Genomic DNA, 21,960 nt, shown 5'->3' with positions numbered 1-21,960 from the left:
TGGTGCGCACTTTTATCAGTTAAATCGAACATATCGCTACTAACTATGAGTGATATCAATTGGAAGGGGGTGGATCTCAACCTGTTGCTGAGTTTTGAAGCGATCATGACTCACCGCAGTGTGTCCAGAGCCTCTGAACAGATGCATATTGGTCAGTCGGCCATGAGTTATAACCTTAACCGCTTGCGCAATTTGCTTGGTGATCCGCTGTTTGAACGACAGGGGCACGCTATGGTGCCAACACGCAGAGCAGAAGAGTTAGCGCCAAGGGTTGAACAGGTTCTGGCACTTATCCGGGATGATATTCTCCAACCGCAGGTTTTTGACCCGAGCAACAGCACAGAAAAAATTGTGTTGGGTTTGAATGACTACACCGAGCTGGTGTTTGGTCCGGCACTATTCGATGAACTGACCAGTGAAGCACCTGACTGTCAGATGGTGTTCCAGTCCATTGATTCCGGAAACTGCGAACAGGCTCTGGCAGATGGCAGTATTGATATTGCTATTGGCACGTTTAAAGAATTGCCTGAAAGTGTTGCCCGCTCAACACTTTATCAGGAACAGCACATCTGCCTGTTTGATAATTCCGTGTTGAGTGTTTCTCTTCCCATATCTCTGGATGATTATCTTGCTACACCGCAGGCTATGGTCACGGCTTCGGGCGAGTTGCATAGTCAGGTGGATGCGACTTTGGCTGATATGGAAAGGCAACGTCAGGTTATGCTTGGGTCGTCACGCTTCTTAACCTTGCGACATTTGTTGTCTGGTAGAAGACTGTTGTGTGTCATGGCTGAAATGATGGGACGAGCAGAGCTTTTCTCAGACAATTTAACAATGTCTCAGCCACCCATCGCCATTCCCGATTTTGATATTGAAATGATTTTTCGTAGAAGAGACCAGATGCACCCCCGAATGCAGTGGTTGAGTGCAAGGGTACAGCTGATTATTCAAAATCGAGTCAAGATGCTGCGAGAGCAATCTTAAGCCTATGGTTTGCTGAAGGACTTCTGATAAATATCTTCCAGCCACTGATGGATAAACTTAATAGACACCCTGTTTGCTGGATCTGGCCTGATAGCGGCCAGAGCAACAATTGCTAATTGAACATTCCATGGCGCTTCAGAGTGAGGATTGAACGCTGGTGGCAGAGAATTATCCCAGAGAAATCTGCCGTACCCATTGGCTATCTTCCTTGCCCAGTCACCAAGAGTTTTTCCAGCAACCAGTTTTCTATCGTACTGACTATAAAACTCCTGCAATGATGTATGAGAGTGCACCACACCATCAATATCTTTCCATGCAAGGCCATCTGCATCAGTCAAACCTGGTAGGGCAGTTTCAAGAAGAGCCATGCCTAAACTCCAGATGTCCGACTGTTCTGTATGCCCCTCTTCTTCTGCCCAGTCTCTGTCTACAAAATGACATTCAGGTGCTAAATAAGGATGAGAACCATGACACTGTTCAGATAGTGCGCCTACTCTGGCCGTACTGGCCAGATCGCATAAACGCCAGATGCCGTCTTCACCTAGAAGGAGGTTCTGGTTTTTTATGTCCCTGTGCAGAAGGCCTAATGTATGTAAATGATGAACAGCTCTTACAAGATGAACGGCCATGATCAGGTTAAAGCCAATTGTTCGAGGCTTATTGTGTTCGTAGTGAAGGTCTGCAATAAGGTCAAAAGCGTCTCCTTCCGCCTTATCCATAAGAATGAAGGGAATGTCCCTGATATGGCCTACAGCCCATGGTTTAACGATATTGGGGTGTTTGATAATTGAGTAATTTTTGATCTCTCTTTCTGCGTCGTCTTTCGCTCGTGCACATTGATCTTGGGTTCGGCCTGAGTCCCCTTGCCTTGCGATTTTCAGGAAAGCTGCCTGAGGGATTCCTTCCCACTTAACATGAAAACAAACGCTGTTTTGGCCGGGATAGCCTACAGGGGTGAATGTGGTTTTTGATCCAGGGATTTCTATCTCTTTTCCCAAAAAGTCTTCCCAATCGTCGCGGACTTCTATCTTCTTCCACTCACGCCAGAGGTTGAGAAGATTGTTGAGATGTTGCTGAGTGATGTCTTTTTTCCAAATTCCTTTCGCCCTTACCTGTGGTGGAGGTGGAGGAGGTACTTCCGAAGCAGTGTGTGAATCAATTGGAGTTTGTTTTGCTTGATTCGTCTGCCCGGATGAGAGTGATAATTCCGACAACGGTCCTGTTACTGCTGAAATTCCACCAGAAGAAGATGTGCCAGTAGATGCCTGTGAGTAAGGAGGAACCTGTTGTGCTGATGCGGCTGGATATGCGGGCGGCGTTTTGTCGGAATTCGTATACACGGGTTTTCCCCCAACTCTGTCTGGTAAACCAAAAAGTGTTTGAGGGAATGTTTTCAGAAATGTTCAAAGCAAAAGCTGAAAAGCCGTTGGCTTAGATAACTATGCAGTTACCTTTAATGTGAAGCGATAAAAATAGCTGCGCACTAAGCTTTTTTTGACAAAAAAAGCTGAAGCCTAATGGATAATTTAAAACAGAATGAAACATGCAGAAATGTATTAACTACACCAGAGGTTTAGCGCACGAGCAAGCATAGTATGGAGCATAAAGCCTACGCACTATAAAGGTTTTCAATAGAATTCGACTGATGGGTATAGAGTAGTGGCTAATCCCTTACGGCTGAAATATGACCACGAAATGTTTATCTTAGAAAAAGGTAATAAATCATGTGGAAGATCACTATATGCGCAACATTGCTTCCACGTCACTGTGCAGGGCATTGGGGCGGGTCTGTCAGTTACCCCACTTTCATGCATTGGAAATACCATCGCCTTTTGTGAGATAAGGGAGTATTCTTTGAGTCCATACTCGAATTGTAGAATATTATTCAATCTCCTTTCATCGTGGCTTTCTTCTTCCCTCGGCCACATATTTGTGTCGCATTTTAAACAGTTACCTAAAAGTAGGCTGATAAATTTTCTAGGCTGATCCTTTTCATAACAACCGCACCCGGAATAGTTGAGATCGGATAAGTAGGTACGATGTTTTGAACATAAAGTTACATTAGGTGCCATCCAAGATCTTTTATAGAAGGCCCATCCATGTGTTTTGAGTGAATCTCTCATGCAAGAACCACAAAACCTGTAATACGTCATTCTTCTCCTGCCGCGTCGCAATGTTTTGAAATAAAAGCTTTTCGCTGTAGTTTCGGATTTGAAGCTTCTAATCATCTTGTTGTCTGCTTTACACATTGCTGGTGATATAAGAAATAGTGGCAATAAAGAGTGCTCGTAAAGAAGCTTTTGCTTTGTGGCGTTGATAATTGAGTGGATGTCTAAGCCTATGTCATCAGGGTGAAATGTTTTAGGAGCATGTGAAATTGAATCTAAAAGCCTATTGCTCTTAACTTTCCACCAAGGGTAACCGTGTATGAGCATCTGACGGAAATAGTAAGATACGAAATGCTCCTCTTCGGCAGGCATAAAGCAGTTGATAAGCAATCTCCTTGCAAACTGTTATGGTTTTATTGACATGGACATAGTCGTACAGTCAAAGCAACTCTAGGACCTGCTGAAGTTTGAAGTGCAAGCCCTGAAAGGTAAATAGCATGTGGTATATGACCCATTGGTAGGGATGGAGGGTGCATATCACTAGTGGGAGAAATGATGGGGCGGTTGGTATTGTACGAGTGGGTGAAGTCGAAGCAGGCGTCAAGGATACGCGTCAGAAGAGTATGCACCTCGTCCCAAGTAGACAACACGTATGATTCAAATCACTTGAAAAGTTAGTTGGGCTTCATAGTGGCTAATGTAAATATGACCACGAACAGGTAAGAGCAACGCAAGTTTTTGCCCATTTACAGGCTAGGCAAGGAGATACCGATGTGCGAGGGGGGAGGCATTAGTAACTATTCTTTTTGAGAGTATGTCTCAGAAGAGTATAATTGCTAGATTTTATAAAAAGTATACTGAATGTCAGATAAGCTAACTGCAATTGATTTGTTTGCTGGTGCGGGAGGTTTTTCCCTTGCTGCCCATAATCTAGGAGTCGGCATCCTCGCCTCTGTTGAGTTGGATAGTAATGCAGCCCTTACATATGAAAAAAACTTAGTTGATCGTTTGGGCACTAATACGCAGGTCTTGCCTGAAGATATCAATACGATTGATATCGATGACCTGATGGATCGGGTTAATCTCAAGGCTGGAGAGCTGGATTTATTGCTTGGTGGCCCACCTTGCCAAGGTTTTTCTACTCATAGGATCAATGATGCTGGAGAACATGACCCAAGAAACCAGCTTCTTCTACGTTATTTTGATTTTGTAAAGAAATTAAAGCCAAGGGCATTTCTTGTAGAGAATGTCCCAGGTCTTCTCTGGAAGCGCCATGAAGAGTACCTGAATACGTTTATCAGCCTGTCTTCTGAATATAAATACCAAGTCGTATCAGGAGGCCCTCTGATAATTAATGCACGAGACTATGGGGTGCCACAAAATAGGAAAAGGGCTTTCATTTTAGCTTTTCGTGAGGATGTTAATATACGTAGTTTAAAGTGGCCTCCTACTCCTACCCACTCTAAAAATGGGTTACCTTGGAAAACTGCTTCAGTAGCATTTGAAAAGCCTGCTCAGGCTGTACTAAATAGGTTGGAAGAGAGACTGAAAGAAAAATTTCAGTACTCAGAAGAGCAAGCTAAGTCTTGTGTGGAGGCTTTAGTGTGGGGACAAAAGATTTCAGGTAGTGATCTGTGTAATATCCACATGCAACACTCTGACCTGCTAACACAGGTCTTCAGTAGTACCCCCATTATTGGGGATCGAAGAGAATCTGCGAGAGAGCTGGATTGCCATAAGAGTCATAGTGGGCACAAAGACGTTTATGGACGTGTATATCCTCATATTCCCTCGAATACGATAACGACAGGTTGTAACAATCCATCAAGAGGGAGATTTGTCCATCCGTGGGAAAATCATGGGATAACACTAAGGCATGCCGCTAGGCTACAGTCTTTTCCTGATGATTTCATTTTTTACGGAGGGTCTATGGCTGCAGCAAGGCAGATTGGAAATGCAGTACCCGTAAAGCTTGGGGAAGAGTTAATTTCACAAATTTGTGATCACTTGATTGCGATAAAAGGTTAGTATCTACACTAAGAAAAGAGTAGATATGTCTTAAATTTTCAGGATGAAGTGAGTGAAATATGATTGCTTCAGCAGCTTTCCAGACCCGAGCACGAACAATAGACCATTTGGGTAGGGAGCAGATTGCTGATATCCCTACAGCTGTTTCAGAGCTTTGGAAGAATGCTTACGATGCATATGCTAGGAATGTAGAACTTCACGTATTTGATGGCGATGTTCCCATTGCAGCTATTTTGGATAATGGCCATGGGATGAATCGGAGTGAGTTTGAAAATAAATGGCTAACAGTTGGAACTGAGTCGAAAACCCGTGGGTTTGAAGTCCCCTTAGAAGATAGAGATGGCTTGGCTTACCGCCCCAAACAGGGACAAAAAGGCATAGGTCGTTTATCGAGTGGGGCGTTAGGCCCTCTACTGTTACTTGTATCTAAAAGAAGAAATGATAACTTTATTGCAGCACTTATTGACTGGAGGCTTTTCGAAAACCCATACCTATTATTAAATGATATTAGAATTCCGATAGCAGAGTTTTCTTATAGTCATCAATTAGCTGATGAACTGCCGAATCTTTTTGATGTGATGTTAGGTAATGTTTGGGGCGATTCTGATGATGAAGCCAGAAACCATAGACTTTCTGTTGCTTGGGAGAAATTATCAGAACTCGAAATAGCAGAAGGTATACATGAAAACAGTACAACAAGAAAATCAATTGAAACTACATTAATTGAGGATGTTTTTGGCGAGAGACACTTTAAAGAGTGGTCTGTCTGGAATGGTAGTTCCCCAAAAGGAACTGCAATGTTTATTGCCGATATAAATTACAACTTGAAAGTCCTTCTTTCTAAAAAGCCTATAAGAGAAGCAGAGGATATAGAGGCTCGATCAAGAATTAAGTTCTTTGAAACCCTATCTAGTTTCGTCGATCCCTTTGCCAAGGAAAATGAGCCTAGGGTACTAGATTTCCAATATTTAGCACAGGCCTGGCATGGTGAAATTGCATCACCAATATTAGGAGAGTCTGAAAAGTATTCAGCTGGAAAAGATTTCGATTTGGCAGACTTCGAAGAACTTGAGCATATAGTGGACGGTTCAATTAATGAAGAAGGATACTTTTCAGGTCGCTTAAAAGTATATGGGGAATGGAAAGACTATCAGGTAAAGCCAAAACAGATATATAAATTAAGGAAAAATACAGGGTTTGGTGGATTCCATATACGTATAGGGTCTTTTGAGAAAGAAGTTATAAATACTTCATTAGAAAGTGAACAGTATTATAAGTTGGAAGAAAGTTCCGAGCTATATGGAGGGCTGAGGGTTTATCGTGATGCTTTAAAAGTCATGCCATACGGACGTGTAGATAATGATTTCTTTAGAATAGAAGAACGTAGGACAAAGCATGCGGGTAGGTATTTTTGGTCAAGCCGGAAAATGTTTGGTCGAATAGCTATTACTCGTGAAGGTAACCCCAATCTGAAAGACAAGGCTGGACGAGAAGGCTTTATTGATAATCGAGCAGCACAGATATTTAGGGAGATTGTCGAAAATATTCTTGTCGATTCTGCGTATAAACACTTTGGAACAAACTCCAAGGAAAAAGGTGTTAAAAAGGCAGATATTCGGGAGCAAAAGATTGCAGCTAAAGCTGAAGAAGATCGTAAAAAACTTCAAAAGAAAGAACGTAAGCGTATCCGGACAAGTATTCAGAAGAATATAGAGTCATTAGTTTCACATGTTGAAAGATTGTCAGAGTTAAAAGAAGAGCTAGAAAATAGGAGAGCTTTTGATGAAATAGATGAATTGCAAGCCATAAAGAAGGAGGTCGATAATTATTACAATGCTACTCAGAGTTACTCGCTTAGCCCTATACCAGCTAATTTGGGAACTTTAGAAGAAGATTACCGAAATTATAGAAGTTATGAGCGGTCGGCGAAGGAAATTGTCAAATCATTAACCTTATCCGTAAATAAAGCAATCTCAGAGTCAACTCAAAAGAGTGATTTTGAGAAAGCATATGAAGTATATAGAAGCAAGTTGTCAAGCATTAATAATGCTATTACACGCTATGCTTCTAGGGGCAAAGAAACATTATCAAAGCAAGTATTTGAATTTGAATCTTTAATAAAGCAGTGTCGTGATCAATATAAAATAGCAGTAGAAGATGATCTTCAGGATTTAAAGCTTGAAAAAAACGACCTTAATTATGTATTAGAAAAGCTCGATGAAGAGCATGAGAGAGTTGAAATAGAAAACTCACAAAAGCTCTCGCCCTATATTACTGCTCTTGAAAGTATCAATGATCAGATTGACCTCGAAGGACTTGCTATTCATAGTATGAATGAAGAGCGTAGAGTTCAAGCTGAGCTGAGCCGATTGCACAGTTTAGCGCAGTTAGGAATTACAGTAGAAATTGTCGGCCATGAACTCGTAAGCCTAGATAAAACAATTGGTCATGGGCTAAAAAATATTGCAAAAGGTCCTTTGACGGAATCACAAGCTATATCCCTAGATCATGCCGAGAGTGCTCACAAGACTCTAGTTGAGAAACTAAGTTTCTTATCACCTCTAAAACTATCAGGGGCGAAAGAAGTTAAGTTGATAACGGGATCAAGTATTTATGCCTATGTGCAGTCATATTTTTGTGAGCAGTTCGATAGGGCTGGGATAAACCTTAAAGCTTCTGAATCATTTTTATCATTACGCTTTATGGATATGGTCTCACGAATAAATCCTGTCTTTATTAATCTTGTAAATAATGCTCAATACTGGGTGCAACGGTCTATTGATAACCAAAAACTGATACTTCTAGATGTTCGTGATGGAGAAGTTATTGTGGCAGACGATGGACCGGGTGTGGATCAGGATGATGTTGAACAACTGTTTACACTATTTTTCACACGCAAGCAAAGCGGTGGTAGAGGTGTAGGGCTTTATCTTTCAAAGCAGAACCTCTTAGCTAGCAAGCATAAAATTAGATATGAAACGCGAGAAAGCAAAAAAGTTCTTCCTGGTGCAAACTTTGCGATTGAGTTGAAAGGAATGAAGCATGACTGATATGGTTGGCATGGATGTTAATACTGAAGTTACCTATGAAGATTTAATTCGTGAGGCTTTCATTGACCCAATCCGAAATGTCACAGTGATTGATGATGAATATCCAACCTTGAAGGATCTTCTTCAGGCACATAAAGATGGTGAAAGTGTTAATAGGGCCAAGTTACAGGATAATAATACGAATAGGCTCCTAAATATTATTTCTATGTGCCATGAAAAATACAATTGGAGTGTGGATGTTTTTGATGGAAGATCACCTCAGTTGGGTGGAGAAAACGATGTTCCGTTTCATTTGAATCATAGCGATTTGATCATATTGGATTACCATTTGGATAGTGAGCCACCATCAGATGATGGAGGTAGAGCTCGAAAAATTATTTCAGAGCTGGAAAGCAATAATCATTTTAATATTGTTTTGGTTCATACTAAAGGATTTAATGACAATATAAAATCTGTATATGATGATATTCTCAAGGATTTCTTTTATATTAAAGATGATCATCAGTTTGTGATTGAGAAAAATGTTAAAAAAAGCATAGATGAATGGATATATGATAATGATCCTGATGGCGAAGATTTCAGTTTTGTTAGAAATAATTATTCGGCAACAGACTTTTTGGAATTCTTAGATAATGCGGACAGTATTGGGCCATTTCAAACAAGAAGTACTCGACACCTATTGAGTGATTTTCATGCTGATATTGATGATTTGGCAAATAGCTCTAATTTTGAAAGAGATGAACTGATTAAGTGGATCTTAAGTAGGGAGATAGATCGAATAAAGCGGGGAGCTTTTACACAAAAAAATACAGATTTAACTTGGAAATGGAATGATGACATAAACTTTATCTCGACTGGTAGAGTTTTTCTTTCTGTTATTCGTAAAAACTCTGAAAACCCTGATTATGAGCTGATAGAAAAACTGTATGGGTCCTTATATAAGATGAGTGCATCACCTATGCACCTACTAATGGCAAAGATGCGCCATGAGCTGGATGAAAAAGGAATAGAACAAGCAAGTAACATTGTTAATAATCAATATGCACAGGCAGGATGGCTCTACAGCCTTCTCAAAGATTCTGAAAATAACCCTTTGGAGCATGATAAAGCTATTGATTTACATTGGGAGCAAATTTCTAGATGTACCAAAGATGATCTAAGGGAATTTTCCAAGAAGCTGGTGAAGGCGGTGAAACCAGATAATACTACGTCTAATAAAGAGTCTGTAGCTAAGTTTTTTGGGGGGAGTTTCTCAAATGAAGACCTAATTTGGGGGCATTTAAATGCTTATCGCTGCTCTATACCGATATCAGGTAATGGTTTGACTACAGGAACTATTCTAACCATAGGTGAAGAGTACTGGGTTTGTCTGTCTCCTGCATGTGACCTTGTACCCAATCAGAAGAACTCATGGGGGGAAAGGATTGGGAATGAAAATATTGCTTTTAAAGCTGTATTATTGAAGGAAGAGAAATTAAGCACGGCAAATAAATCTGCACATAAAGGTAAGCATTTATTCTTGAATAAAGGTGATGGAGTTATTGCTTTAAGTTTTAGTGAAGGGGAGAATCCGAAGTGGGATACCTTCTATGCGCGTGGTAAAGGATTATTTTCCGAAGAAAAAGCTTTGGATTTATTTTATCTTCGGAAACAAGTTAAAAGCGAAACAAACCTCAGTTTACAATGCACAAATGCAAAAGCTGTAGCAGAGCTTCGATATGAATATGCGCTGAATTTATTACAACGATTAGGTTCAAGTCAAACTAGAGTCGGCTTGGACTTTAAAAGTAAAGTAGATTTTTCTTAGCTAATAAATAACAGTCTGACTTGATATGTTGGGTTATTCATCAGGTCAGATTGTTCTCAAATGATTGGGTATATATAACATTGATGGAGAATGAATAGGCTTACAAATAATTCATATCCGGTTAAAGTGAGCTCTAGTTTTCTCGAAAGCTGTAAGAGTGAGAGGAAGTTTATCTTTTCTTTTAGTTAACCATCCATGATTACCTAAGAGTTTATCCAAAGCTGTCCGAGATAGCTTCCCATTATGTTTACGCATTAGCGAGTGAACTTGACTGACTAGCTTATTGTCCAAGGCTTGCCAGTCCAGTTTTGGAGGTGGAACTGACTTTGTTGGCTCTGGCAGTATCTGTTCGAACAAAGTTCGCTCATTGAGGTAAAGCCATGCATACGCAGCAGAACAGCTTCTACGGACGTCTCTACGTAAAGCATAAGGGTTTTGACGAAGATAGCGATGTATTTGAGCGGTGTGTTTTCGCCGAGTGGATTCATATCGACATTTTTTTCTATGCTTAACTAGCCCAGAGCATGATGATATTGCCAACTCCACAGTGCCGCTTGAGAGATTTACTCGTCTTGCAATTGCTTTCCTATGGAATCCCCTCCACGCCATTGTGAGTAGTATCTTTTCAAGTTCGAGGGTAAGTTTGGAGTGAGGTGCTCCTGTAGGTATACCATTCTTATTGGCCAGTAATTTAAGGTAGCTACAACTTTTTTTGGTCTTTCTGCTCACCTCTGCCAAAGAAAGCCCACGCTGCAGAAGGTGTAGACATTCACTTGTCACTGAAGGAGAAATGGTCTTTGACCTTAAAGCTTTTGTAGAGACTCTTTTAGGTGTTTCTATGACTTTTTTTGCACTCCCAAAGAGCCAGAAACTAAACAACAAATGCATAAATGGATGTTTGTTATATTTGCCATCAAGTAAACCACTTACGTAAGAAAAATGCCTTACATCATTTGGTAGTATGGTTGTGTTTTGATAACCCAACTGCTGACTGAATTCATAGAGTGAGAGACAGATGTCTTTCCTAGAAAATCTACCATTTGAAGAAACTAGTCCGCGTCTTCTAAGTTCATGAAGGTAGATGTCATTTTTGAAAGTTAAATTCTTTTGGGACACTTGAAGCAAAAAATCCTGAGAGAACTGTGAAAATTTTTTAGAGATATCATTCATAACTGGCGTTTTCACAATACTATGAGGTAGAAAGTTACTTTCAAGTCTATGGCGAAAAGAGATTTCCTGACTTATCAGTTTGGTTCCGTGTATATGGCAAGCTTCAAGGCCTGGAATTTGGTGTGCCCTATGCCAATAAGCAACACCATGCTTATATATGTCTTCCTTGGTACAGTTGCTACACAACTTCAGGTTCATTGCCTCTCGAAAATTATAGCTAGGAATTTGACAGGCTCTAAGAGCAGTAGAACTGTTACCGTTTAAGAGAGATTTCCTAATTAACTTTGCTTGTCTTGGTAAGAAAAAAATAAAAAGTGGGCCCAATGTCTGTTGTAATAAGAGTTGAGAAGGACTCTCTGCTACAAGGGGACTGAGGGCTTTAAGGCCAGCAGTGAGAGTTGGATGTATTGAGGTTTTCCGTGAACCAAAGTAGTCGGTGACGAAATCTGTCGTATGGACTCCAGAGATAGATATGTAACGAACTAGGCGACTAAATAGTAGTTCATCCTTGAATGGGGGAGGTATCAACATAGTTTTCGTTAGCTAAAGTGATATTGTAATAATAGCTGATACCAATATGGATGAAGTGTAAACCTCTGAAAGAGTCAGAGGTTTGGATAATAAATCTATCTTGAGAAATGATTTAATGGGTCATAACAAATAACGCCTTGTTTTTTTAAATAAATCAATGGTTTTTTTTCATTGAGAGAGCGTTGAAATAAATCTGGATCTTTGATTAGTTTTGAGAGATTGACACAATTCTTCAGATCAACTAATGCATCATAAAATTCAGGATGGTGTGGTCTTGTTAAGTCTCCTAATATTATTTCATATGAATAACTGTCAAAATTATTTTTATTTTTAGTGGTCGTTATCTTGGGAGTTTCATTTTTTGATTTACGCTTCGATCGCCTCTGTCTGATGAGATCAAGTTTATCATCTGTCAGTTGACAAGTTGATACATATGCTCGTTCAAGGACGTCTACCGTTATAGTTTCATCACCACTACCTATAACAAGATCCTGAGCCTTTCTGAAGATTCTTGTTGCTATATCCAGAACTCCTGTTGAAAGGTGGTAGAGCTTTTCACTTAGCTTGTCAGAGAGAAGAGTCTTTGTCGAAGTCCATTGTAAGTCCCAAAGTTCTTCGACATAGAAATTCCAAACTTCTGAGAAGGGTAAGCTTTGCATATGCACAAATCCTCCACTCTCAGCACGCCTTGCAACCCTGAACCTTGACTGGAGAATCTCAGCAACTTCAGGATTGCCAGAAAAAATTATGGGTACACCACATCGATTAATGAGGTGCAATAAGAAGCTTAATAAATTATTTGCCCCTCCTGACTTTGCAATACTAATAGCCTGGATTTCATCTATAACCAATATTCCAAGAAAACTAGATTTGAAACGCCTTTCTATTTGATCAAGCAAGGTAGATATATTCTTTTCTGGTTTTGTAACTGTGTTAAGCGCGCGATCCAAGCTGTTTAGAATGTCATGGCAAAGCCCTCTAAGTGTTGAATCATGAGAGCATTCAACATATAGCCAAACAACCTGCTTTAGAGGTAAGGGGGTACCCTGATAGGAAGTGTGCTTTATTACTTGAGGAAAAAAACTAAGAGCCCGAAATATCATTCGACTTTTCCCAACACCACTCTCACCAAGCACAGTTATTGCTGTTCCTTTAGGCTCAAAAATACCTGTTGATGGTTTAATGTCTGGGGCAGACGAGCAAGGGTATGTTAGGTAATATGATGTTGTTGGACTAAACGGGTTCTTAGTTGAGTATCCATCCCTGATTGCAGTTTCAAGCATACGAAAAAAGTCAATGTACTCGGGCAAAGGCTGAGTCAACTGCTTCAATCTAGTTAGAAAACCTTTACGATTTTCTGGTGCAAGCAAGCGCTCATTATCATTACAGTCTGGGTAATGCTCTAGTATCTGAATAACCTGTAAATCAGGGCTTTTGGGAGGTAAAGCTTCAATTAGAGGATTACCCTGATACTCTGACAAGTATGCTGTTGTGTATTCTGCGTCCTGAACAAGCATTTTAGTTCTCTCTTCGCCTACGACTTAAAATAGAATATCTTTCATAAGACTCCTTCCTTTCTAAAACTTCTTCATTGTTATTGTCTTCTCTACTAAATGCATTAGCTATGTTTTCAGCCCTTTTTATCTTTTCGGAAGTAATAGAAGCATCTCTTCGAGATTTTAAATTTGAAAATCTTTCAATCTTTGTTTTATTTTTAGGTGAGACATCTTGCTCTTTCTTTGCATTTAAATTTATTTCTTTTCTCTCGTTATGATCAAAAATATCTTGATTCAAAAAAGAGTTTTTTTGTTCTTTACTCTTTTTCCAGTCCAGCAGATATAAAAACTCTGCTTTTGGTAAATTTTCCAGTATCTTACTTCTTTCTAAAATTCTACATTTTTTATAGCCATCTTTTTCTGATAGCTTTACATATATGAAAGAACTGTTGTCCGCGTCTGCTCTTGCTTCCATTTTCCAACGTCCATTACTCCTTGCAATAGATGCCCAATCTCTCTCACAAACTTCCTCGCATGCGTAATATGCATCGTTATATAAGATTCCGTTGCGGGTCATTGAAACTTCTATTGGGGGAGAAAGCTTTGCTCTAATAAAATTTTCATCCTCAACTCTGAGCGCATGTCGATGCTTTTCTATATGTATTTTCCAGAAATTTAAAGGGCTATGTGGAAGGTCGCCTTGGTGTAATAAAGGGCTTGAAAATGCTAACTCGTCAATAATAGTTCTGTTGATTTTTAATACTGTGCGGATCAGCATTCGAGTTATTTCATCAATAGTATATCGAGCTCTTGCTCTAGGGTCTGGCTCGCCACGTACATAGGCTTTACCTTTGGTAGTCCCTATCAGTTCATGGAGGAGTTCATCATTCAGGGTTTTAAAGCATCGCTCTACTATGCCCTTCAAATCTGGACGGTATGATTCTGGAAATTGTAAGTTAGTTAAGGGGACAACCTTTTCTTCTGGGTTAGAACATACCATTTCACCTCTATCGCAAAGTAAATTAGCGGGTATATGATAACAGGGCCATTCGGCGTCTGTAATTTTCACACCAAATCGTTCACAAAACATTTTCTTTTTAGTAAAAGCATTTACTAAGGCTTGTCTACCTGCTTCCCATGAGGCGTATTCCATCGAAACGTGAAGCCCTACAATCATTCTACTAGCCTTATCTCGCACTATATAAATTATAGGGCGTCCGAGGCAATGATTTCTGTTATATGGCAATACAACGTGGACATCTGCAACAGTTGCATCAATCTCGAAACAACTACCAGGGATTTTGGAATCTTGGGTAGCACTACCAAGAAGCCCTCTGCGTTTAAGTTGCAGCTCCCTTTTGGTACTTCTACTTTTTATGTCGTTTGCAAATAATTTTTTCGTCCAATATAGAAACTGATTGTATGTCGGTATCTTAGGGTAGCTATGTTCAATTTCTGCCTGCTCAACCTCCTTACTATAGAATTCATAGATTGTTTTCTTATAGGCCTTAGCTATTGTAGGCTTGTCTTTTTTTAAATAAAATTTCTTTAATCCTTTTGTTATCTTCTCTCTATGATAATCGGTAATGTTTATTCCTTCGTAAAGGTCAACTGTACCTGATCTTGACGAAACTGGTATGCCTCTTTTCTTTCTATCTGAAGATTTTTTTATTTTCCCCTTGCCGCCTTTATTCTTATGTGCAGGAAGTAGTGAGTTTTTGTCTTGGCCATATTTCCAATAAAGGTTGAGCATCCTATAGATTGTTGACTTTGAGATGTTTAATTTCTTTGCATGATCTGATATTTTTTTGATCCTTTTTTTTGTTGATATTTCAAATAAAAAAATATCATCGTTGACCAAGTCTTTTATTATGTCATAGCGCTGATCTATTTGTGTTTTTTGGTTTTCTGATAATTGTTCTTCTGAATATATAAGATAATCTGGTTTTTTAAACTTAACTCGCTTAGATGATTTATCTTTAACAGAATTTTTGAACTGTGTAATACTAGTAGCTATTGGTTTTTTCTGATTTAAATTATCTTCAATTTTAAATAAAATGACTGTGTCAATGTTAGGTAATAATTTTATAATTCGATATGTTCCAACAGCTACTCCATCTACTTCTGATATTTTCCAGACACTATCTATTTCAATGGACATAGATTGAATTCTCCCGACTTTCTTGGGAAAGTACTTCAATAAATCCAGAACTTTTCATAGGAAATTCGAGATTTACCTTTATGCTTTTTTCCGCAATTAGTGTTTTTAATAAATTCAAACTTTCTTCATGGGTAACTTGAGTTTTGTTAATGAATTTTTCGCAAATAAGCTCCTGAGGTTGCTTCCCTGGTTCTAATAGAGATATTGCAGTGTTCTTAACTTTTTCACTGAATTTCGAATTGAAACCGTGTCGTACTGGATCAGTAGCCCATGCAATATTTTGACTTTGTATTCGCGTTTTATCAGAAGATATGAACTCTGTGAACTTAACTCCCAGCAGCTCCCACCAGACTCTCTCAATATCAATTTTTTCCAATACTCTAATTTTGTTTAGTTCATCTTCTGGTTTTATATTTATGGCTTCATACCAAATACTTCCATTATGAGAACATGTTAAAAGGAAATCTGTCGTCATAACATTCAATGCTCGAGAGGAAGGTACTCGAGGGTGAGCGATACCTAGCTCTTTAGAAATTTTCATTGACAGATCAAGAGGAACCAAGGGAAATTGCTCCCGTATGTCTACAACAGTGTCAGAGAATTCTGCTAAATAGAAAAATTCAGTTTCAAAATCTGAAAGAGTGTGATGCTCTCTACCGGACTTAATACCATTAATCTTGGAAGATCGTCCACGTGAATTTACATCCTGAACTCTGTACCATGGTTTGTAGTCATTCCCTTCACCTAGTCCATACTTTTGCTTTAATGCTCTTTTGAAATCATCATGACTCTGAAGTCTCCGCCCTCGCGCCATACCCTACTACTCCATTCTGTAGGCAGTTTTGCTCTTTATATCTGGTTAGGTTGGTAGAAAGCTACTGAGAGATGGACTACGGAGATCTTTTAGAAAACTAAATGAGGTACTCGTAGTCCAATTGAAAAATAAGTCTGTCGAGCTTTCTACCCTGAAAGCCTCTAAATCATTGAAATAAAAGTGTTTTCTTTTTGAGGCTATCTCTTTAAGAGTATAGATTCACCGAGTTAGGGAGCAACAACTTTTCTCAAAAAACGCATTAAGGTGCCGTTTATTTGACTAGTGTTCAGCTTTTTTTATCGCTACACATTTAAACGTAAAGCCCTGCACAGTGCCCGGATGCCCACGCCCATTGGAAGTTAAAGCCTCCCAGGTGCCCGGTTACATCAACAACCTCACCAATAAAATAAAGGTTATTCTTCAGACGGCTGGCCATGGTTTTGGAAGAAAGCTGGTCGGTATCTACACCGCCAATGGTAACTTCTGCCTTTTTATAGCCTTCTGTACCGCTGGGTTTAATACGGCACTCGGTGAGAACCTGCTCCATACGTTGCATACTCTCCCGGCGCCACTGGCTGGCTTCTTTTTCTTCGCCAATCCAGCCTGCCAGAGCTGTGGCTAAACGTTTTGGCAGGTGCTCACAGAGAATACTTGTGAGAGAAGCTTTCGGGCGGGCAACCTTTTGTTCTTCCAGCCACTGGGCAACATCCACATCCGGCAGCCAGTTGATGGTGATTTCATCACCCGGATTCCAATAGCTGGAAACCTGCAGAATAGACGGGCCACTCAAACCTTTGTGGGTAAACAGTAAAGCTTCCCGAAAGCTGGTGCCGTTACATTCGGTTACCACTTCTGTACTGATGCCGGACAAACCATCAAAGATGGCAAGTTCTTTGGGATCAAGAGTAAAAGGAACCAGAGCCGGACGAACCGGAACAACCTTGTGGTTAAACTGCTTGGCAATCTGGTAACCAAAGTCTGTGGAGCCCATTGTCGGGAAGGAAAGGCCGCCAGTGGCAATAACAAGAGAGTTCGCTTCAACGGCTCCCTGGCTGGTGGCGATGGAAAAACGTTCGCCTTCCAAAGTTTCTACCGATTGGATGTCAACTTTGGTTTCAATGGTGACCGAAGGCAGATCGCATTCGGCTATCAGCATATCGAGAATATCTTTGGAGCTGTTGTCGCAAAATAGCTGACCCAGAGTTTTCTCATGCCAGGCAATACCGTGTTTATCCACCAGTGCCTGAAAATCCCACTGGCTGAACCGGCTTAGGGCCGATTTGCAGTAGTGGGTATTGCTGGAAAGATAGTTGGAAGCTTCAGTATACATATTGGTGTAATTACACCGCCCGCCACCGGAGAGCAGAATCTTGCGGCCGGGTTTCTTGCCATGATCCAGAACCAGAACATTACGCCCCCGCTGGCCTGCAGTCAGCGCGCACATCAGACCTGCGGCACCAGCACCGATAATGACAACATCGCAGGATTGAGGCAGAGACATAACTTCGGATTCCGGAATAGCAAAAGCGGCGAACTATAAGGGCATATGCCTTTCTCTTCTACCGGTAATTCTATCGCCTGAGTACTGCTATCCACCGGCCAAGATTGAGAAGGCTGGCGAGAGCTGCGGCAACATAAGTAAGAGCTGCGGCTTTCAGTACCTGACGGGCAGCAGGTTGGTCGCTGATCATCAGGTAGCCTTCTTCAAGAATCGGCATGGCCTTATTGAAGCTCGCATCGTTCTCTACGGGTAAATTCAGGAATTGCACCCAGACCACAGCAAGCATTCCGATGGCTCCAATAACGACTGTGAGCGCTGTACTTTGAGGAACACGTGTTAACAGGAAAACAGCAGGGCTGATCATCAGGGCAATGGCACTGAAGCGCTCAATAGCCATTGCGGTACGAATTCGTCTTAGTCGGCGCATAAAGCCGGGATGCTGTTCTTTATGCTGCAGAGCGTGCCCAACTTCATGGGTGGCGACAGCCACGGCGGTAATGGATTTGCCTTCGTAGTGCTCAGGAGACAGGGAAACTATGCGTTCTTCCGGGTCATAATAATCTTCGCCAGAAGTTCCCATGCGAACCTTTGCGTCAAGTTCAAAACGCTTAATAAGGTGCTCTGCGAGTTCGCCGCCTGTTCCCTGTAAATCTGATCTGTGGCGACCATGACGCTTCAGTACGTAACGAATCCAGAGCTGTGGGCCAAACACCAAGGCGAGAATAAGTAGCGCTGGTATTGCCAGAACCATCTTTATTTCCTGTTATTGATTCTGTTATGCACCTTAACGCTGGTTGGGTTGTCAGTACAGAGTTTGTCGAAGTCTGAGCAGTCTCCGACAAACCCAAGGTTTGCTGAGAGTGCTAGTTGTCGGTTTCTCTCAAATAGAGCATGCCACTGCCTTTGGTTCCAGTTGTAGCACTCTGCTCATTGAAAATACCTGTCACTTCTGCGGTTCCAGGATCACGCTGGGTTTTTGAATATAGGATGAGTGAAGGCAGGGTCACACCTTCTACAGATGGCTGGAAAGTGTAAGGGTAGTATTCAACGAAGGTGCCATTGTCACGGAAAGTCTTCTGAGGAATCTGCTGCATGGGGGGAACCTGACTGAGTTCACCGGATAGTTTTACAGTTTTGCCGTGCAGGTGATCAACAAGCAGGCTGGTTACGTCCTGTTGTGTATGAAGGGCTATCAGATCATTGCTTTCTACACTTTCTACCGGTGCTGAAAGATTATCGGCCAGTGATAGCCCTGATGTCGTCAATGCTGTGCCAAGAAATAATGCGAGAACCGTTTTTCTGTAAACCATGACAAACCTCATATACTTCAAGGATATTAGCGCTTAGGCTCTGGGACTATCCCAAAACCGAAATACAGCATTGAAGGGGTTTGCAGAACTGTCAAATTCGGCAGCACCAAACCCCAGCAGCCCTTAAAGTCAGGACAGGAATCCATGAAAAAGCCGGGTCGAAAATGGTGGAGTGTACATCTGGTTGCCTGTTGGCTGCTTGTTGCAGCTGCAATGGGTATCGCTGCTGAGCGAAGCGTTGTTGTTCTGCCGCTGAAACACACTGTTCCTGATCAGGTATTACCAACGGTGCAGGCCATTTTGCCAGAAGGAGCAACGGCTACAGCTTATAACAATCAGTTAATTCTTAATGTTTCCGCAAAAGAATTATCAACCGTTGAAAGCCTCCTGCAACAGATTGATAAAGCTGCCCAGCAGTTATTGATTTCAGTGCGAACGCCTAAGAATCAGGGAACTGTTAATGAAGGTATTTCCGTAAATGGCACATTTTCTGATGGTCGAGTGCAGATTGGTGACAGCAGCCAACCTGGCCGGGTAATTATTCGCAGCGACAGCGCATCGGCAAAGCAGAATGGATTACAAAATGTCAGGGCAACGGAAGGTTTGCCTGCTTATATTGCCGTGGGTACATCAAAACCAATAACTACCTATCGAACAGACAGCTTTGGTAATAGACAAGCAGTAACGGAATATAAAGCGGCGGATCAGGGCTTTTATGTGACGGCGCGCATTATTGGTGACAGTGTTCAGCTGAATATTAACCAAACCGATGATGAACATGAAAACCGTTCTATTAATACTCGCCACCTTTCTACAACTGTTTCCGGAAAGCTGGGTGAGTGGATCACTATTGGTGGTTCGGGAGTGAACTCATTCAATAATAACAGTGGGCTGGTGGTTCGAAGCTCTTCATCAAAAAACAGTTCAAGTTCTATTCAACTGAAAGTTGATGCTATTGGGAACTAGGCATGATTCTCTATATAACAGCTTTGTTATGTAGAGAAAGGATAAAAAAGTTTGTTCAAGACTCTGAAGACTTCTTTACGGGATATTCAGAGGCATGGGCAAATGGCAGTACAACAGAAAAGACGTTTTTCAGAAGGGCCTGGAGATTACTCAGATTCTTCAACTTCTTCCACCGAGTTATCGCCTAAACGTTCCAAGATGGGAGCCACATCTGTGGAAACGGTCGACGTCAGTACAGGTATCTTTAATATCCCACCAGAAATGCAGGCACATGTGATGAACTTTCTTCCCGTGCGAGACATGTGTGTGGCAGCTCGTACGAGTGTAGTGCTGGCTGAAGCTGCTGATATGCATCATACGGTGGAGAAAGCCATGCCTTCACCAATGAAAGAGAGTTTTCCTCTTTTCACACCAACTAAATATAAAGCGAGCTTTCGCCCATGGTTAAAAACCTTTCAGGAAAGCCCAGATGATATTCTCGATTTCCTTACGGGTTATAATTTTTTCCCGGGCGCATTATGCAGCACTGTAAATAGGATTGTTGAAGATAGTGAAAAACTTGAACTAAAACCTCGTTCATTCACCATGATGCCACACGCGACTAATCGTATCTGTTCAAGTTTAAATGGAAAATATCTCATTGCTTTGTCAGAGAACGCCACTGTACAGGCACTCTCTGTGGGACGTGATTTCAAGTTAACTCGTCATGGGAAAGTCACTCCTGATGATTACCGCCCTCGTAAAGCTGATATCAGCCCTAACGGCCAGTTTGTGGTGACAACATCTTTTTCTGATGAGAATCAATTTGATATCTGGACCCGAGAGGATGAAGACCTGTGGCAGTGGAAACAGTGCACCATAATCTGCAAGGGGCACGATAATAACGTTATTAAAATCAACAGTGTTTGTTTTGGTGCTGATAACAGAACACTGGTTGTCAGCTCTGAAGAAGGCTATGTGAAGATTTTTACATTAAGTGAAAGAGGTGAATGGAAAGAGGCTTGTTCATTGTCGCATCCAGGTTCTCCCCGTTATGCCTGTCTGAGCCCTGATAAAAAGCGGTTAGCAATTTCTACTCTCAATGGTGTTGAATTCTGGAAATCTGATGATGACAAAACATGGACGCTAGATGAGAACTTTAAAACAACGAATGCGGCCAAAACTCTACACTGGAGTCCTGATTGTCAGTACCTGGTGTCCCGATCTATTTCAGGCTTACCGCAGAAGTGGAAATGGAACCGAGGAAAGAAAGTATTTGAAGATCAGGGATTGATTCGATTTGAGTCACCAACATCCTCTATGAGTAAAGGTGTTCAGTTTAATCCGGGCGGCAAGCTACTTGTCGTATCGAACGGTGATAAGTTGGAATTGCAGAGAACCAGCCCATTGAAAGAGGGAGACAAGCCTACAAAGGTCACCCAGAATCTGAGGAGTGAGATCACTGATGGGTGTATTCTTCCAACAGGTAATCAGCTGATTACAGCTTCCAAAGATACAAAGTTAGCAATTTGGGCTATTGGACCTAAAACTGAAGCGGCTGCGGGGCCAAGTGTCCCCGCAGGTTCACAAGGAACATCAGCGAAAAGAAAGCTGACTTTTTGATTTAGGCTTTGATTAAAATCACAAATGCCACCCGGTATTTGTTCTTGGGATATCGCAGTTTTTCAACACTGCGCTATTCGTACGGCAATTTGTACAGGTTAATCCGGCCAGGCTTGCTTCGAAATCCAGGATCCCACAATGCTCTGTATTCAGCGAAAACAAATTAATAGCTGATACAGGGCCGTCTGGGTTTATTTTATCTCTTATCAACATGCCAGAAACGGCTGCTCCACTGTTGTGGATAACATTCTTGATTTCAGAACCATTAATCTCCTCAGCCTGTATTGGTGCACAGAGAGTGAGAATGGCAAAAGATATGGCACCGAGCAGTGAGCCAAAGCTTTTAAAGGTTTTATTTACTTGCATTGCTGACTCCTTCCCAATGGTATGACAGTTATTTGGTAATCAGGCTGGCTTAAGCGTGTGTTGTAA

The 21,960-nt window shown here is 41.2% G+C and carries 16 protein-coding genes and 1 pseudogene; 6 read left to right on the top strand and 11 right to left on the bottom strand.

Going from position 1 to position 21,960, the window contains the following annotated elements; genetic code table 11:
- Positions 1 to 45 precede the first annotated feature (45 nt).
- The gene (locus ACY2RR_RS20945; RefSeq protein ID WP_490110136.1) at positions 46 to 984 is read left to right on the top strand and encodes a LysR substrate-binding domain-containing protein; all 939 of its coding nucleotides are present in this window, start codon (positions 46 to 48) and stop codon (positions 982 to 984) included.
- Positions 985 to 986: 2 nt separating this feature from the next.
- On the opposite strand, the gene ACY2RR_RS20940 is transcribed toward ACY2RR_RS20945, so the two are convergent.
- On the bottom strand, positions 987 to 2,324 hold the full coding sequence (locus tag ACY2RR_RS20940; protein ID WP_490110135.1) for a protein kinase domain-containing protein: 1,338 nt from the start codon (positions 2,322 to 2,324) through the stop codon (positions 987 to 989).
- Between the two features lie 288 nt (positions 2,325 to 2,612).
- On the bottom strand, positions 2,613 to 3,464 hold the full coding sequence (locus tag ACY2RR_RS20935) for a TniQ family protein (RefSeq protein WP_490110134.1): 852 nt from the start codon (positions 3,462 to 3,464) through the stop codon (positions 2,613 to 2,615).
- Positions 3,465 to 3,953: 489 nt separating this feature from the next.
- On the opposite strand from ACY2RR_RS20935, the gene ACY2RR_RS20930 reads away from it, so the two are divergent.
- The 3 genes from ACY2RR_RS20930 to ACY2RR_RS20920 are packed head-to-tail and all read left to right on the top strand — an operon-like array spanning position 3,954 to position 9,977.
- Positions 3,954 to 5,120 carry a DNA cytosine methyltransferase gene (locus ACY2RR_RS20930; RefSeq protein WP_490110133.1) on the top strand — a complete coding sequence of 389 codons (1,167 nt, stop codon included), beginning with the start codon at positions 3,954 to 3,956 and terminating at the stop codon, positions 5,118 to 5,120.
- Between the two features lie 59 nt (positions 5,121 to 5,179).
- Complete coding sequence (locus ACY2RR_RS20925) at positions 5,180 to 8,170, top strand: ATP-binding protein (protein ID WP_490110132.1); 2,991 nt, start codon at positions 5,180 to 5,182, stop codon at positions 8,168 to 8,170.
- Positions 8,163 to 9,977: a response regulator receiver domain gene (locus tag ACY2RR_RS20920; RefSeq protein ID WP_490110131.1), complete on the top strand. Its 1,815-nt coding sequence runs from the start codon at positions 8,163 to 8,165 to the stop codon at positions 9,975 to 9,977. The genes ACY2RR_RS20925 and ACY2RR_RS20920 overlap by 8 nt, the downstream gene beginning before the upstream one ends.
- 111 nt (positions 9,978 to 10,088) lie before the next feature.
- Here the strand turns inward: ACY2RR_RS20920 and ACY2RR_RS20915 are convergent, their stop codons facing one another.
- From ACY2RR_RS20915 to ACY2RR_RS20880, 8 genes and pseudogenes are all read right to left on the bottom strand, one after another.
- On the bottom strand, positions 10,089 to 11,147 hold the full coding sequence (locus ACY2RR_RS20915) for a TnsD family Tn7-like transposition protein (RefSeq protein ID WP_490110143.1): 1,059 nt from the start codon (positions 11,145 to 11,147) through the stop codon (positions 10,089 to 10,091).
- Positions 11,148 to 11,234: 87 nt separating this feature from the next.
- A pseudogene (locus tag ACY2RR_RS20910) lies at positions 11,235 to 11,678 on the bottom strand (TniQ family protein); the annotation flags it as partial.
- Positions 11,679 to 11,773: 95 nt separating this feature from the next.
- Positions 11,774 to 13,195 carry an AAA family ATPase gene (locus ACY2RR_RS20905; RefSeq protein WP_490110130.1) on the bottom strand — a complete coding sequence of 474 codons (1,422 nt, stop codon included), beginning with the start codon at positions 13,193 to 13,195 and terminating at the stop codon, positions 11,774 to 11,776.
- A 1-nt stretch (position 13,196) separates the two neighbouring features.
- Positions 13,197 to 15,335 carry a TnsB C-terminal domain-containing protein gene (locus ACY2RR_RS20900; protein ID WP_490110129.1) on the bottom strand — a complete coding sequence of 713 codons (2,139 nt, stop codon included), beginning with the start codon at positions 15,333 to 15,335 and terminating at the stop codon, positions 13,197 to 13,199.
- Entirely contained in the window at positions 15,325 to 16,149 is an 825-nt protein-coding gene (locus ACY2RR_RS20895) for a TnsA endonuclease N-terminal domain-containing protein (RefSeq protein WP_490110128.1), read from the bottom strand. The genes ACY2RR_RS20900 and ACY2RR_RS20895 overlap by 11 nt, the downstream gene beginning before the upstream one ends.
- Before the next feature lie 310 nt (positions 16,150 to 16,459).
- A complete protein-coding gene (locus ACY2RR_RS20890) occupies positions 16,460 to 17,650 on the bottom strand; it encodes a BaiN/RdsA family NAD(P)/FAD-dependent oxidoreductase (RefSeq protein ID WP_490110127.1) in 1,191 nt (396 codons plus the stop codon).
- Positions 17,651 to 17,720: 70 nt separating this feature from the next.
- The gene (locus tag ACY2RR_RS20885) at positions 17,721 to 18,401 is read right to left on the bottom strand and encodes a zinc metallopeptidase (RefSeq protein ID WP_490110126.1); all 681 of its coding nucleotides are present in this window, start codon (positions 18,399 to 18,401) and stop codon (positions 17,721 to 17,723) included.
- A gap of 112 nt (positions 18,402 to 18,513) precedes the next feature.
- The gene (locus tag ACY2RR_RS20880; protein ID WP_490110125.1) at positions 18,514 to 18,960 is read right to left on the bottom strand and encodes a hypothetical protein; all 447 of its coding nucleotides are present in this window, start codon (positions 18,958 to 18,960) and stop codon (positions 18,514 to 18,516) included.
- Positions 18,961 to 19,104: 144 nt separating this feature from the next.
- On the opposite strand from ACY2RR_RS20880, the gene ACY2RR_RS20875 reads away from it, so the two are divergent.
- Positions 19,105 to 19,926: a secretin N-terminal domain-containing protein gene (locus tag ACY2RR_RS20875; RefSeq protein ID WP_490110124.1), complete on the top strand. Its 822-nt coding sequence runs from the start codon at positions 19,105 to 19,107 to the stop codon at positions 19,924 to 19,926.
- A gap of 276 nt (positions 19,927 to 20,202) precedes the next feature.
- Positions 20,203 to 21,528, top strand: coding sequence for a WD40 repeat domain-containing protein (locus ACY2RR_RS20870; protein WP_490110142.1), 1,326 nt, complete (start codon positions 20,203 to 20,205; stop codon positions 21,526 to 21,528).
- Between the two features lie 18 nt (positions 21,529 to 21,546).
- On the opposite strand, the gene ACY2RR_RS20865 is transcribed toward ACY2RR_RS20870, so the two are convergent.
- Entirely contained in the window at positions 21,547 to 21,894 is a 348-nt protein-coding gene (locus tag ACY2RR_RS20865) for a hypothetical protein (RefSeq protein WP_490110123.1), read from the bottom strand.
- Positions 21,895 to 21,960: the final 66 nt, after the last annotated feature.

It is taken from the genome of Parendozoicomonas sp. 2304DJ65-17, assembly GCF_058148445.1.
This window is presented reverse-complemented; position numbering and strand designations above follow the sequence as displayed.